12 protein-coding genes are annotated in these 14,583 nt (G+C 59.8%); 5 read left to right on the top strand and 7 right to left on the bottom strand.

Going from position 1 to position 14,583, the window contains the following annotated elements:
- Positions 1 to 7 precede the first annotated feature (7 nt).
- Genes CSK29544_RS18035 through rutA form a run of 5 tightly spaced genes read right to left on the bottom strand, consistent with a single transcriptional unit; the run spans position 8 to position 3,592 of the window.
- On the bottom strand, positions 8 to 598 hold the full coding sequence (locus CSK29544_RS18035) for a malonic semialdehyde reductase (RefSeq protein ID WP_007898020.1): 591 nt from the start codon (positions 596 to 598) through the stop codon (positions 8 to 10).
- Positions 595 to 1,398: a pyrimidine utilization protein D gene (gene rutD / locus CSK29544_RS18030; RefSeq protein WP_007898019.1), complete on the bottom strand. Its 804-nt coding sequence runs from the start codon at positions 1,396 to 1,398 to the stop codon at positions 595 to 597. Before rutD ends, CSK29544_RS18035 begins: the two co-directional genes overlap by 4 nt.
- Positions 1,398 to 1,796 (bottom strand): pyrimidine utilization protein C, encoded by a 399-nt coding sequence (gene rutC / locus CSK29544_RS18025; protein ID WP_007898018.1) that lies wholly within the window; start codon positions 1,794 to 1,796, stop codon positions 1,398 to 1,400. The genes rutD and rutC overlap by 1 nt, the downstream gene beginning before the upstream one ends.
- A 9-nt stretch (positions 1,797 to 1,805) precedes the next feature.
- Positions 1,806 to 2,504, bottom strand: a complete 699-nt coding sequence (gene rutB / locus CSK29544_RS18020; protein ID WP_007898017.1) for a pyrimidine utilization protein B — start codon at positions 2,502 to 2,504, stop codon at positions 1,806 to 1,808.
- Positions 2,504 to 3,592 carry a pyrimidine utilization protein A gene (gene rutA / locus CSK29544_RS18015; protein ID WP_029038935.1) on the bottom strand — a complete coding sequence of 363 codons (1,089 nt, stop codon included), beginning with the start codon at positions 3,590 to 3,592 and terminating at the stop codon, positions 2,504 to 2,506. Before rutA ends, rutB begins: the two co-directional genes overlap by 1 nt.
- Before the next feature lie 282 nt (positions 3,593 to 3,874).
- Between rutA and rutR the strand changes: the two genes are divergently transcribed.
- Complete coding sequence (gene rutR, locus CSK29544_RS18010) at positions 3,875 to 4,513, top strand: HTH-type transcriptional regulator RutR (RefSeq protein WP_007898015.1); 639 nt, start codon at positions 3,875 to 3,877, stop codon at positions 4,511 to 4,513.
- A gap of 60 nt (positions 4,514 to 4,573) precedes the next feature.
- Here the strand turns inward: rutR and putA are convergent, their stop codons facing one another.
- Positions 4,574 to 8,536 carry a trifunctional transcriptional regulator/proline dehydrogenase/L-glutamate gamma-semialdehyde dehydrogenase gene (gene putA, locus CSK29544_RS18005; protein WP_007898014.1) on the bottom strand — a complete coding sequence of 1,321 codons (3,963 nt, stop codon included), beginning with the start codon at positions 8,534 to 8,536 and terminating at the stop codon, positions 4,574 to 4,576.
- Between the two features lie 413 nt (positions 8,537 to 8,949).
- On the opposite strand from putA, the gene putP reads away from it, so the two are divergent.
- Both putP and CSK29544_RS17995 read left to right on the top strand, forming a co-directional pair.
- Positions 8,950 to 10,458, top strand: a complete 1,509-nt coding sequence (gene putP / locus CSK29544_RS18000; protein WP_029038936.1) for a sodium/proline symporter PutP — start codon at positions 8,950 to 8,952, stop codon at positions 10,456 to 10,458.
- A gap of 117 nt (positions 10,459 to 10,575) precedes the next feature.
- Positions 10,576 to 10,998: a DUF3574 domain-containing protein gene (locus CSK29544_RS17995; RefSeq protein ID WP_007898012.1), complete on the top strand. Its 423-nt coding sequence runs from the start codon at positions 10,576 to 10,578 to the stop codon at positions 10,996 to 10,998.
- A gap of 29 nt (positions 10,999 to 11,027) precedes the next feature.
- Here the strand turns inward: CSK29544_RS17995 and CSK29544_RS17990 are convergent, their stop codons facing one another.
- Positions 11,028 to 12,212, bottom strand: a complete 1,185-nt coding sequence (locus CSK29544_RS17990) for a NupC/NupG family nucleoside CNT transporter (protein WP_004387577.1) — start codon at positions 12,210 to 12,212, stop codon at positions 11,028 to 11,030.
- A gap of 357 nt (positions 12,213 to 12,569) precedes the next feature.
- On the opposite strand from CSK29544_RS17990, the gene efeU reads away from it, so the two are divergent.
- Both efeU and efeO read left to right on the top strand, forming a co-directional pair.
- The gene (gene efeU / locus CSK29544_RS17985; protein ID WP_007898011.1) at positions 12,570 to 13,400 is read left to right on the top strand and encodes an iron uptake transporter permease EfeU; all 831 of its coding nucleotides are present in this window, start codon (positions 12,570 to 12,572) and stop codon (positions 13,398 to 13,400) included.
- A gap of 55 nt (positions 13,401 to 13,455) precedes the next feature.
- On the top strand, positions 13,456 to 14,583 hold the full coding sequence (efeO, locus tag CSK29544_RS17980) for an iron uptake system protein EfeO (protein WP_007898010.1): 1,128 nt from the start codon (positions 13,456 to 13,458) through the stop codon (positions 14,581 to 14,583).

Below are 14,583 nucleotides of genomic sequence, written 5' to 3'. Positions count from 1 at the left end.
CCCCTCCTTAAACGATCGCGCAGGCGTCTTCAAAGGCAAGACGAGGCAGGCGCGGATGCAGTTTTTCGGTATCGCCATAGCCGATATTGATAAGCAGATTGCTCTTCCAGGGAGTGCCGCTGAAGAATTCGGCGTCCACCGCCGCGCGGTCAAAGCCGGACATCGGGCCGGTATCAAGCCCCAGCGCCCGGCAGGCCATGATCAGATACCCGGCCTGTAGCGAGCTATTGCGAAACGCAGTCTCCTCAGCCACCGCCGGGCTTGAGGTGAACCAGGCGCGGGCGTCGGCATAGGGAAACAGCCTCGGCAGCGCCTCGTAAAATTCACTGTCCCAGGCGACGATGGCGGTCACCGGTGCCTGCATGGTTTTGTCGACATTGCCGCTGGAGAGCGCGGGTTTCAGGCGGGCTTTGGCCTGCGGCGTGGTGACAAACAGCAGCCGCCCCGGCGAGCAGTTGGCGGAGGTCGGGCCGAGGCGCACCATCTCATAGAGATCGCGCAACTGCGCGTCGCTGACGGGCGTTTCCCGCCAGGCGCTGTGGGTGCGGGCGTCGGTAAATAACGTGGCGAGCGCGCTGGCGCTCAGAGCTTCGCTCATACGGTCTCCTTGTGGGGCGCGGGCGCAAGTGATGCCAGCCCGGCATAAAGCAGGGAATGGAACGGCTGCGGCGCGGTGATGTTGCAGGCGTGGCCGCCAAAGTCCATCACGTCAAGACGGCTGTGGGGCAGCGCCTCGTGCAACGCCTGCGAACAGGTCCACGGCACCAGCACGTCATCGCGCGCGCAGATAATCTGAACCGGCGTGATAACGCGCGCGGCGCGTTCGCGATAATCGGCGTTTTTCAGCGCCCACAGCCTGCGCAGCAGGTTTTCGGTGCCCTGAAAATGGGCGTTATGCAGCGCTTCTTCGGCTTCGAGGCGCGGCTGATTCTCCTGCGCCCACGACGGCGGGTAGAGAAACAGCGGTTGCGCGGCGATATACGCTTCAGGGCCGCTGTCGAGCAGCAGCCGCTCGCGAGCTTCAAAGCAGCGGCGCGTCCAGGCGCTGAGTGACAGCCAGCCGTTAACGATAACCAGCGCGCTCACCGCCTCCGGAAACGCCAGCGCCAGTTCAAGACCCACCAGCCCGCCAAGCGCGTGGCCAAGCACCGCATAGCGATGCACGCCGTGGATGAACAGCGCGTGGTGCAGCTCCTGCGCCATATCGGCGAGCGTATAGCCCTCCGGTAGCGTATCGGCGTTATCGCCGGTGCCGAGCTGGTCATACACCACCACCTGATAATCGCGACTCAGCGCGCTCTGCTGCGCCAGCCAGTAACCGCCAAGCCCGCCGAGGCCCGCAATCATCACCATCACCGGCGCGCCGGGAAAGGGCGCTTCGCTTACACGCAGTTTCATCATGCGCCTCCCGGCTGTCCGATATGGGCGACTGTCGCTATCTCTACCAGCGCCTCCGGTTTCACCAGGCCGCACTGAATACAGAAACGCGCCGGTTTATCGCCGGGGAAAAACTCCGCATAAATCTCGTTAATCGCGGCGTAGTTTTTCCAGTCGGTAATAAAGATCGAGTTGAACGTCACGTCCTCCATCGTCCCGCCCGCCGTTTCGATAACGCGCCGAATCGTCTCCAGCACATGGCGGGTTTGCGCCTTTGGGTCGCCGGGGTACACCACGTTGTTGGCGCTATCAAAAGGCAGCGTGCCGGAGACATAGACCACGCCGTCAGCGAGCGTGCCGGGCACAAACGGCGCGATGGGCGTGCTGGTGCTGGGCGGAATAATGACCTGTTTTGGCATAACGACTCCTTACGCGATGCGGGCGAGGGCTTCTGGTGAGAGCGCGTCGCAGAAGCTCTGCACGTCGCTCACCCAGCCGAAAAAGGTTTCGATATTAAACAGCGCCGCCTGCTGGGCGAATGGCGGCCCGGCCTGGTGCGTGGCGTCTTCCAGCACCACGCCGAAATACTCCAGGAAGAAACCGTCGCGCAGCGTTGATTCCACGCAGACGTTGGTGGCGATGCCGGTAAAGACCAGATGGCGGATATTGCGCGCGCGCAGCATGCTGTCGAGCGGCGTGTTGAAAAAGCCGCTGTAGCGCGGTTTCGGCAGTACGATATCGCCGGGAAGCGGCGTCAGTTCATCCACCAGCTGATAATCCCAGCCGCCTTTCGCCAGCAGCTTGCCGTGCAGCTCCGGGCGGCGGCGCATGGTTTTCAGTGCGTTCGATTTATGGAAGTTTGGCGAGCCGGGGCCGCCCGCTTCGAGATAGTCGCTGTCCCAGCCGTTCTGGAACCAGACGATGGTCATGCCTGCCTCGCGCGCGGCCGCCACGGCGGTTTTGATGTTTTCAATCACCGGCGCGGTGGCGGAGACGTCAAACCCCGCCAGATCCAGATAGCCGCCCTGGCTTGCGTAGGCGTTCTGCATATCCACCACAATCAGCGCGCTCTGTTTCGGCGCGAAGGTGAGCGCCTCGGGGCGCGCCGTCAGCGTTATCGTATTCATCAGGCCACCTCCTGCGTCACGCGCAGATGATCGCGACAGCGCATCAACGGCTGAATATGTTCGCCAAAGGCGTCGATGCCGGTCAGGAAGTCGTCGAACGTCAGCAGCACGCCTTCGGTGCCCGGCACGGCGGCGACTTCATCCAGCATCCGGGCGACGTTCGCGTAAGAGCCGACCAGCGTACCCATATTGATATTGACCGCCGAGGTCGGGTCCGCCATCTGGCGCACGTTGGTATCCGCGCCGGAGCGGGTATCTTTCTGACTCTGCTCGGTAAGCCACGACAGCGCCTCTTCATCGGCACCGGCTTTGTAGTGCTCCCATTTGGCGCGTGCCGCTTCGTCGGTCTCATCGGCGATCACCATAAAGAGCACATAGGAACCCACGTCGCGCCCGGCTTTTTCAGCCGCCGCCTTCATGCGCGCGGCGGTCGGGGCGAACGCGGCGGGCGTGTTGACGCCCTTGCCAAAGCAGAAGTTGTAGTCGGCGTGCTGTGCGGAAAACGCCATACCCGCGTCGCTCTGGCCGGCGCAGATCACTTTCATCGGCTGCTGCGGGCGCGGGCTGACGCGGCAGTCGTTCATCGTGAAGTAGTCGCCTTTGAAATCGCTCCGTCCAGTGTCCCAGAGGTCGCGCAGCACATGGACATATTCAGTGAGGTAGTCGTAGCGGCGCGAGAAGTAGTCATCGCCCGGCCACAGGCCCATCTGTTCATACTCCGGCTTCTGCCAGCCGGTCACCAGATTCACGCCAAACCGTCCGCCGGAGATGGAGTCGATAGTTGACGCCATGCGCGCCACAATCGCGGGCGGCAGGGTGAGCGTGGCGGCGGTGGCGTAAATCTGTATACGCGAGGTCACGGCGGCGAGGCCCGCCATTAAGGTGAACGACTCCAGATTGTGATCCCAGAATTCGGTCTTTCCGCCGAAGCCACGCAGTTTGATCATCGAGAGCGCAAAATCGAACTGCTGCTGCTCGGCTTTCTGCACAATGGCTTTATTCAGCTCGAACGTCGGCATGTATTGCGGGGCATGGGTGGAAATCAGCCAGCCGTTATTTCCGATAGGCACAAAGACACCAATTTTCATCACGAACCTCTCTTTTGCAGGTGAAAGAACCGTCGCGTGGCGTTGCATCCTGCACGTCCTGTGCCGCGCTCAGAGAAGGTTTTGCAAAGCGAATGCCAGTTTTAAAAATGTCTTTGTTATCATTGTGTTGATGAAGTGTGGCATTTTTGCGGTTAAAAAAACGGACTGAATGGTCAAAAACGTTGCACAGAAAACAGGCAGCGTTGCGCAATCAAAGTGCAGCGAGGTCGAGCCTGCAGCGCGCTTTTGCTATGCTTGAGCAAAACAAAAAGGAGAGGGCGCATGGCACAAGGCGCGCAAAAAGAGACCGGCAAGCGGTCAAAGGCGGTAGCGGCGAAGAAACAGGCGATACTGGACGCTGGCCTGACGCTGTTTTCCCAGTTCGGCCTGCATGGCACGACGCTTGAACAGGTCGCGGAGCGCTCCGGCGTGTCCAAAACCAATCTGCTCTACTATTTTCCGTCCAAAGAGGCGCTGTATGTCGCCGTGCTAAAGCACATTCTGGACATCTGGCTGGCACCGCTGCGGGCCTTTCGCGCCGATCTGCAACCGCTCGCAGCCATCAGCGAATACATTCGTTTAAAGCTTGAGGTTTCGCGCGATTTCCCCGAAGCCTCGCGGCTGTTCTGTCTGGAGATGTTGCAGGGCGCGCCGCTTCTGATGGCTGAATTGCAGGGAGATTTAAAAGCGCTGGTGGAAACCAAATCGGCGATCATTACCGGCTGGGTGGCAAGCGGCAAGCTCGCGCCCGTCGATCCGCACCATTTGATTTTTATGATCTGGGCCACGACCCAGCACTACGCCGATTTCGCCACCCAGGTGGAAGCCGTCACCGGCGCGACGCTCGCCGACGAGGCGTTTTTTAACCGCACCGTCGAGAATGTCCAGCGGATGATTATTGAAGGTGTTCGGGTGCGGTGAAGCGTTCGTGTATTACCAAAGAAAAAGGCGCCCGCGGGCGCCTTTAGTGTTTATCAACCGTCAGCCGATGGTCATCAGGCTGGCGTTGCCGCCTGCGGCGGCGGTGTTGACGCTAAGCGAACGCTCAAGCCACAGGCGCTCCAGCAGCAGGTTGGTTTCCCCGCGTGCGAAGCCCTGTACCGAAACAATCGCGCCGTCGCGTGCGGCCACTTTCTCGCACAGCGCGCGCAGCTGATCGGAATCGCCGTGGTAAATCACCGCGTCGAAGAACTGGCTAAACAGCACATCCGGTTTGGCGAAGTCGATAATCGCGTTCACGGCGGCCGGAAGCTGTTTGGCCAGGGTGCGTTGCAGCGGCTCGTCAACCCACAGTACGCGGCTGCCCGCGCTGGTGGCGGCGGCGAGCTGCACCAGCAGGTCCTGCTCGTTATCCGCAAGGCACAGCACGCGCTCGCGCGGCAGCAGGGTATAGGTGTTGCGCTCGCCGGTCGGGCCTGGCAGGGTGCGCTGTACGCCGCTTTGCGACAGCGCGAGGTAGTGCTCGCATAACGCTTTAAGCTCCGGACGGCCTGCGGCCCATTCGGTCAGCGCCTGGTGCGGGCGCGTAATCAGTGCTTTAACCTGTGCATCCTGGGCGTAGCGGGCGTCGTGACGCTCAAGCGTCGTCTGCACCGCCGCGTCCGGACGGCTCGCCAGCAGGCGGTAGAGATAGAGCGGCCCGCCCGCTTTCGGCCCGGTGCCGGACAGCCCTTCGCCGCCGAACGGCTGCACGCCGACTACGGCGCCGACCATATTGCGGTTCACATACAGGTTGCCGACGTGCGCGCTGCCGGTCACCTGCGCGATGGTTTCATCGATACGCGTGTGTACGCCGAGCGTCAGGCCGTAGCCCGCTTTGTTGATCTGCTCGATCAGTCCCGCCAGGTTGTTGCGGTTGTAGCGCACCACGTGCAGCACCGGGCCGAAGACCTCTTTTTTCATCTCATCAAAGCTTTCCAGCTCGATAAGCGTCGGCATGACAAACGTGCCAGTCTGCCATTCACGCGCATCAAGGCTGTTGTCGCGCGCGGCCTGGAAGACTTTGCGGCCTTTGGCGCGCATCGCCTGAATATGGCGCTCGATACCGGCTTTGGCGTCGGCGTCGATAACCGGTCCGATGTCGGTCGTCAGGCGGCCAGGGTTGCCCATCCGGCATTCGGCCATCGCGCCTTTCAGCATGGTCAGGGTGTGATCGGCAATCTCTTCCTGGAGGCAGAGCACGCGCAGCGCGGAGCAGCGCTGGCCGGCGCTGTCGAAAGCTGAGGCCACGACATCCACGACCACCTGTTCCGTGAGCGCGGAGGAGTCGACAATCATGGCGTTCAGCCCGCCGGTTTCCGCGATAAGCGGCGTCGGACGGCCCTGCGGATCGAGACGGTCGGCGATGTTGCGCTGCAACAGCGTCGCCACTTCCGTTGAACCGGTGAACATCACACCACGCACGCGCGGATCGCCCGTAAGCTGCGCGCCGACAGTTTCGCCACGCCCTGGCAGCAGCTGTACCACGCCCTGCGGCACGCCTGCTTCCAGCAGGATCTGAATGCCCTGAGCGGCGATAAGCGGCGTCTGCTCCGCCGGTTTCGCCAGCACGCTGTTGCCTGCGGCAAGCGCGGCGGCCACCTGGCCGGTAAAGATAGCCAGCGGGAAGTTCCACGGGCTGATACAGACGACCGGGCCGAGCGGGCGATGGGTTTCGTTATCGAAATCATCACGCACCTGGCCTGCGTAATAGCGCAGGAAGTCGACCGCCTCGCGCACTTCGGCGATGGCGTTAGCGAAGGTTTTACCCGCTTCGCGCACCAGAATGCCAATCAGCGTCTGGGTCTGGTCTTCCATCAGCACGGCGGCGCGCTCAAGAATGGCGGCGCGCTCCTGCGGCGGCGTGGCGAACCAGATAGGCGCGTTGTTCACCGCGCTTTCCAGCGCCTGCGCCACTTCCGCTTCGGTGGCTTCACGGGCGTAACCGACGATATCGCGCGGCTCGGCGGGGTTAATCACCGGTGCCAGCTCGCCGTCGTCCACAGTTTTTTCCAGCATCGGCAGCGCGCGCCATTTTTGCAGCGCGCTGTTCAGCAGCGACGAGGAGAGCGACGCCAGGCGGTGTTCGTTCGCCAGATCAAGCCCGGCGGAGTTAACGCGCCCTTCGCCGTAGAGATCCTGCGGTAACGGGATTTTCGGGTGCGGCAGACCGACGCGGCCTTCCTGCGCCGCCAGCTGTTCGACTGCGCTGACCGGGTCGGCCACCAGATCGTCCAGCGACAGCGTGTTATCGGCGATGCGGTTCACAAACGAGGTGTTGGCACCGTTTTCAAGCAGGCGACGCACCAGATAGGCCAGCAGCGTCTCATGGGTGCCGACCGGCGCGTAAATACGGCACGGACGGTTCAGTTTGCCGTCGCTGATTTTACCAACCACCTGCTCATAGAGCGGCTCGCCCATGCCGTGCAGGCACTGGAATTCATACTGGCCGGGGTAGTAGTTCTGGCCCGCCAGATTGTAGATGGCCGCCAGCGTATGGGCGTTGTGTGTGGCGAACTGCGGGTAGATAAGGTTCGGCACCGCCAGCAGTTTCTTCGCGCAGGCGAGGTAGGAGATGTCGGTGTAAACCTTGCGGGTGTAAACCGGGTAGCCCTCAAGGCCTTCCATCTGGGCGCGCTTGATTTCGCTGTCCCAGTAAGCGCCTTTCACCAGACGGATCATCAGACGACGACGGCTGCGGGTGGCGAGATCGATCAGATAATCGATAACGAACGGGCAGCGCTTCTGGTACGCCTGAATCACAAACCCGATGCCGTTCCAGCCCGCCAGCTCCGGCTCAAAGCAGAGTTTTTCCAGCAGATCGAGGGAGATTTCCAGGCGGTCGGCCTCTTCGGCGTCGATATTAATGCCGATGTCATACTGGCGCGCCAGCAGCGTCAGGGATTTCAGGCGCGGGTAGAGCTCTTCCATCACGCGGTCGTACTGCGCGCGGCTGTAGCGCGGGTGCAGGGCGGAGAGCTTAATTGAAATGCCCGGCCCTTCATAAATGCCGCGCCCGTTGGAGGCTTTGCCGATGGCGTGAATAGCCTGCTGGTAGGAGACCATGTAAGCCTGCGCGTCGGCGGCGGTGAGCGCCGCTTCGCCCAGCATATCGTAGGAGTAACGAAAGCCTTTCTCTTCAAGCTTGCGCGCGTTGGCCAGCGCCTCGGCGATGGTTTCGCCGGTCACGAATTGTTCGCCCATCAGACGCATCGCCATGTCCACGCCTTTACGGATAAGGGGCTCGCCGCTCTTGCCAATAATGCGGTTGAGCGAGCGCGACAGGCTGGCTTCGTTGTGCGTCGAGACCAGACGGCCCGTAAACAGCAGGCCCCAGGTGGCGGCGTTGACAAACAGCGACGGGCTGCGGCCAATGTGCGACTGCCAGTTGCCGTTGCTGATTTTGTCGCGGATCAACGCATCACGCGTGGCTTTATCCGGGATACGCAGCAGCGCTTCGGCAAGGCACATCAGCGCCACGCCTTCCTGCGAGGAGAGCGAAAACTCCTGTAACAGGCTCTGCACCATACCGGCGCGGCCGGAGGCGGTTTTCTGGTTGCGCAGCTTCTCGGCGAGGCTCCAGGCAAGCTGGTGGGTTTTCTCGGCGACCGGCTGCGGCAGACGGGCCTGCTCCAGCAGCATCGGCACCGCGTCGGTTTCCGCACGACGCCAGGCGGCAGTGATGGCCGCACGGCTGACGGACTGCGGCTGGATCTGCTCGGCGAATTCAAGGAACGGCTGGTGAGTTTCTTCCACTGGCGCTGGTACTTCATCGCTTTCGTTCGCCGCGCCCGCCAGCAGCGCAGGCAGCTCCGGCAGGCCGTCGCTGTTCTCCAGCTGTTCCAGATAATTAAAGATGGCCTGTTTAATCAGCCAGTGCGGCGTGCGGTCGATTTTCGTCGCGGCGGATTTAATGCGCTCGCGGGTGGCGTCGTCCAGCTTGACCCCCATCGTGGTGGTGCCCATGCCCTTACTCCTGTGTCTCGGTCTGTATAAAAAAGGCGAATGATCGGCAATATCTATCATGTTGCAACTTTGTGCAACCTTGTTAAATGTGACCTCGCCAGCAAGCTTAAAAATGAATGAAATGTTAAATATGAAATTGCTATGACGCACCGAAGAAAGGGCGGTTATAAGCTCAGAATCCGGGCCTGGTTAACATTTTTAACAGGTGCAACCGGCAAAAGCGTGAGCGAGTGCAACCTCTCAAAAAATGTACAGGTTTCACAGATGCAAAACATGTGAATGGTGTGTTAAATCGATTGTGAATAAAAAACGCTTCCGGCAGGATACTGCCGCCACACGACATGACAATAACGCCACCGCTACGTTCCGGCGGTGATAAACGGGGCGACCCGGCCATAACGCGGAGAAGTGAAATGACGACGAGTACACCGATGCTGGTGACTTTCATTATTTATATTTTGGGGATGATACTGATTGGGTTTATTGCGTGGCGCTCCACCAAAAACTTTGATGACTACATTCTCGGCGGGCGCAGTCTCGGGAGCGTGGTGACCGCGCTCTCTGCGGGCGCGTCGGATATGTCTGGCTGGCTGTTGATGGGCCTGCCGGGCGCGGTGTTTCTCTCCGGGATCTCCGAAAGCTGGATAGCCATCGGCCTGACGCTGGGTGCCTGGATCAACTGGAAGCTGGTGGCAGGGCGCCTGCGTGTTCACACCGAGCACAACAATAACGCCCTGACGTTACCGGATTATTTCACCGGCCGTTTTGAAGATAACAGCCGTCTGCTGCGGATTATCTCGGCGCTGGTGATTTTGCTGTTCTTCACCATTTACTGCGCTTCAGGCATCGTGGCGGGCGCGCGCCTGTTCGAAAGCACCTTCGGCATGAGCTATGAAACCGCGCTCTGGGCGGGTGCCGCGGCGACGATTCTTTACACCTTTATCGGCGGGTTCCTGGCGGTGAGCTGGACCGATACCGTGCAGGCGAGCCTGATGATTTTTGCGTTGATCCTGACGCCGGTGATTGTGATTTTCGCGGTCGGCGGGCTGGACGATTCGCTGGCCGTTATTAAGCAGAAGAGCATCGAAAATATCGACATGCTCAAGGGCCTGAATCTGGTGGCGATTATCTCGCTGATGGGCTGGGGACTGGGCTATTTCGGCCAGCCGCACATTCTGGCGCGCTTTATGGCGGCGGATTCTCACCACACCATCGTCAACGCGCGTCGTATCTCGATGACCTGGATGATCCTGTGCCTCGCGGGCGCAGTGGCCGTTGGTTTCTTCGGCATCGCCTACTTTAACGAGCATCCTGACCAAGCGGCCGCGGTGAACCAGAACGGCGAGCGCGTGTTTATTGAACTGGCACAGATCCTCTTTAACCCGTGGATTGCCGGTATCCTGCTGTCGGCAATTCTGGCGGCGGTGATGTCAACGCTGAGCTGCCAGCTGCTGGTCTGCTCCAGCGCCATTACCGAAGACCTCTACAAAGCGTTTCTGCGTAAAGGCGCGAGCCAGAAAGAGCTGGTGTGGGTCGGGCGTATGATGGTGCTGGTGGTGGCGCTGGTCGCCATTGCGCTGGCCGCGAACCCGGAAAACCGCGTGCTGGGCCTGGTGAGCTACGCGTGGGCGGGCTTTGGCGCGGCCTTCGGCCCGGTGGTGTTGTTCTCGGTGATGTGGTCGCGCATGACGCGCAACGGTGCGCTGGCGGGCATGATCATCGGCGCGGTGACGGTTATCGTCTGGAAACAGTTCGCGTGGTTTAACCTTTACGAAATCATTCCGGGCTTTATCTTTGCAAGCCTCGGTATCGTGGTGGTGAGCCTGATGGGCAAAGCGCCGTCGGCCTCCATGCAGGCGCGCTTTGAAAAAGCGGACGAGGAGTATCACACGCCTGCGCCGTCTAAGCTTCGCGCCAGCTAAGCGTCTTAACAAACCCGCCACCCGGCGGGTTTTTTCTTTTTCATCAATCCGGTAGCTTGCCAGACGCCGCGATTTACGCTGTTATCGTCGCGTTCACCCATAACAAAAAAGGACAGGATGATGGCGATTCACAAGATTATTGTTTCACTCGCGCTGGCGGCGACGCTCGCCGGTTGCGCGCCGCACGCGCCAGAACAGGCGCCGCGCTGCGCGGCGCAAAACCGCATGACGCAAACCACGCTGTACTTTGGCCTCAACCGGCCCTCCGGCCCGGCAATTACCGCAGACGAGTGGCAGCGTTTTGTGGATAACGACGTCACGCCGCGCTTTCGCGACGGGCTGACGGTATTTGACGCGCGCGGGCAGTGGCTCGGTAACGATGGCAAGGTGGCGCGCGAGCCAAGCAAGGCGCTGATGCTGATTCACGCGAATGACAGCGTGAGCGAGAAGGGGATTGAAGCTCTGCGCGGAATTTACAAATCGCGCTTTGCGCAGGAGTCGGTCATGCGCGTCGATGAAAGCGTGTGCGTACAGTTCTGAAAAAGGCGGGGGAGACCCCGCCTTTTCTTTTACAGCACCAGCCCGGCGAAGGCCGCGGAGAGTAAACTCACCAGCGTCGCGCCATAGACCAGACGCAGGCCAAAGCGCGACACCGCGTTGCCCTGCGGCTCGTTCAGCCCCTTAATCGCCCCGGCCACAATGCCGATGGACGCGAAGTTGGCAAACGACACCAGGAAGACCGACAGAATACCGAGACCGCGCGGGGAGAGCGTCGCGGCGATTTTTTGCAGCTCGATCATCGCCACGAACTCATTGGCGACCAGCTTGGTGGCCATAATGCCGCCCGCCGTCAGGGCATCCTGCGCCGGAATCCCGATAAGCCAGGCGAGCGGGTAAAACACGTAGCCCAGCAGTTGCTGGAAGCTCTGACCGAACAGCGTCAGGAACAGCGCATTCACCGCGCTGATAATGGCGATAAAGCCAATCAGCATCGCGAGAATAATCATCGCCACCTTAAAGCCCGCCAGAATGTACTCGCCGAGCATCTCGAAAAAGCTTTGTGATTCATGCAGCTTTTCAAGCTTCACTTCCGGCTCATCCTGCGGGCGCGTCGGGTTGATAACCGAGAGAATGATGAACGTGCTGAAGAGGTTAAGCACCAGGGCCGCCACCACATATTTCGCCTCGATCATCGACATATACGCGCCAACGATGGAGAGCGAAACGGTGGACATGGCGGTCGCCGCCATTGTGAACAGCCGACGCGAGGAGAGATCCGCCAGCACGCCTTTATAGGCGATAAAGTTTTCCGACTGGCCGAGGATCAGTGAACTGACAGCGTTAAAGGATTCCAGCTTACCCATGCCGTTAACTTTCGACAGCAGCGTACCGATGACGCGGATAAAAATTGGCAGAATGCGCCAGTGTTGCAGAATGCCGATGAGCGCGGAGATAAACACGATAGGGCAGAGCACGCCGAGAAAGACAAACGCGAGACCTTTCTGGCTCATGCCGCCGAAGACAAAATCGGTGCCCTGGGCCGCGAAGTGCAGCAGCGAGGAGAACGCGCCGGCAATCGACTGGATAACCAGCAGCCCGGCCTGTGCATGCAGGAAGAACCAGGCGAGCGCCGCTTCAATCACAATCAGCTGAAGAATATAACGCAGGCGGATCTTTTTACGGTCAAAGCTTGCGAGCCACGCGAGCAGGAGGATCGCCACCACGGCGAAAATAAAATGCAGTATGGTTGTCATAGTTACGCAGGTGTCTGAAAGAAAAATAGTTAGCCACATAAAAACGGGCCGGTAAACAGCGCGCTAAGCATAATTTCCCGCATCGTTATCTGGCAAATGGAATAAGAAAAAGCGATGGCTGGCTATTTTTCAGGTGAATGTTTTCAGAGGGCGGTGGAAAGAGAAAACGCGGCGCCGGGCCAGCCGATTTCGCTTATGGTTTCATCAGGTGACTACTCAACTTCGCAACTTTTACACTTCGTCATACTTATCCCCACATTTCGCTTGTTTTTCTTTTGGCGGTAATGATAATCACTTTCACTCCCGTTTACGTTTCTTTGCATCAGTTGACCTGATTTCACACTTACAGGTGCCCGAATGTTTGTTCCTTTTCTGATTATGCTGCGTGAAGGCCTTGAAGCGGCGCTCATCGTCAGCCTTATTGCGAGCTATCTTAAACGCACGCAGCGCGGCAACTGGCTTGGCGTAATGTGGGCGGGCGTGTTTCTCGCCGCCGCCCTCTGCTTAGGCCTCGGTATTTTTATCAATGAAACTACCGGCGAGTTCCCGCAAAAAGAGCAGGAGCTGTTTGAAGGGCTTGTGGCGACGGTGGCCGTCGTGATCCTCACCTGGATGGTGTTCTGGATGCGTAAAGTCTCCCGCAACGTGAAAGGCGAGCTGGAACAGGCCGTGGATCGCGCGCTGAAACGCCCCGGCGGTCACGGCTGGGCGCTGATCATGATGGTGTTTTTTGCGGTCGCGCGCGAGGGTCTGGAATCGGTCTTCTTCCTGCTGGCGGCGTTTGGCCAGGATGTCGGCGTCTGGCCGCCGCTCGGCGCAATGCTTGGGCTTGCGACCGCCGTGGTGCTCGGTTTTCTGCTCTACTGGGGCGGCATTCGTCTTAATCTCGGCGCGTTTTTCCGCTGGAGCAGCCTCTTTATTCTGCTCGTCGCCGCCGGGCTCGCGGCGGGTGCCATTCGCGCGTTTCATGAAGCCGGACTGTGGAACCACTTCCAGGCCGTGGCGTTTGATTTCAGCAATGTGCTCTCCACGCATTCGCTCACCGGCACGCTGCTGGAAGGCATTTTCGGCTACCAGGAAGCGCCGACCGTCAGCGAAGTGGCGGTATGGTTTATCTATCTGATCCCGGCGCTGGCGTTTTATGCGCTGCCAGCGCGCGCCGAAGCGCGCGTCTCCGGGAACGCCTGATTTTTTGCCGCGCCCGTGCGTGGCTTAGTTACAACATACTTTTAGAGGGATGGTCATGACGAATCAACTTCGCCGTAGCGCGCTTTCCGTGACGCTGCTGGCGCTTATCAGCTCCGCCTTTGCCGCCCGCGCGGCGGATATTCCGCAGGTGAAAGTCACCGTAAACGACAAACAGTGCGAGCCGATGACGCTCACGGTAAACGCCGGTAAAACCCAGTTCATCATCCTGAACCACAGCCAGAAGGCGCTGGAGTGGGAAATCCTTAAAGGCGTGATGGTCGTCGAAGAGCGCGAAAACATCGCGCCAGGCTTTAGCCAGAAGATGACCGCTAACCTGGAGCCGGGTGAATATGACATGACCTGCGGCCTGCTGAGCAACCCGAAAGGCAAGCTTATCGTCAAGGCCGCCGGTGGTGAAAAAGCGGCGGCGAAGAGCGAGCTGATGTCGCTGGAAGGCGCTGTGACCGAGTACAAAACCTGGGTGAGCGCCGAAACCGCCGCGCTGGTTTCCGGCACCAAAGCGTTTACCGACGCGGTAAAAGCAGGCGATATCGCCAAAGCGAAATCCCTCTACGCGCCCACTCGCCAGCACTATGAGCGTATCGAGCCTATCGCCGAGCTGTTCTCCGATCTCGACGGCAGCATCGACGCCCGCGAAGATGATTACGAGCAGAAAGCAGCCGACCCGAAATTTACCGGCTTCCACCGCCTGGAAAAAGCGCTGTTTGGCGATAACAGCGTCAAAGGCATGGAGCAGTATGCCGACAAGCTCAACAGCGACGTGCTGGAGCTGCAAAAACGCATCAGTGAACTCGCCTTCCCGCCGGGCAAAGTCGTGGGCGGCGCGGCAGGCCTTATCGAAGAAGTGGCGGCCAGCAAAATCAGCGGTGAAGAAGATCGCTACAGCCACACCGATCTGTGGGATTTCCAGGCCAATATCGATGGCGCGCAGAAAATTGTGAATCTGCTGCGTCCGCAACTGCAAAAAGAGAACGCGCCGCTGCTCGCGAAAGTGGACGCGAACTTCAAAAAAGTGGATGCGATCCTTGCGAAGTACCGCACTAAAGACGGTTTTGAGACCTACGACAAGCTGACCGACGCTGACCGCAACGCGCTGAAAGGGCCGATTACCTCGCTTGCTGAAGATCTCTCGTTACTGCGTGGCGTGCTCGGACTGGACTAA

The sequence above is a fragment of the Cronobacter sakazakii genome, from assembly GCF_000982825.1.
GTDB classification, from domain to species: Bacteria; Pseudomonadota; Gammaproteobacteria; order Enterobacterales; family Enterobacteriaceae; genus Cronobacter; species Cronobacter sakazakii.
The sequence above is the reverse complement of the archived record's forward strand: the minus strand, read 5'-3'. Positions and strand labels throughout refer to the sequence as shown.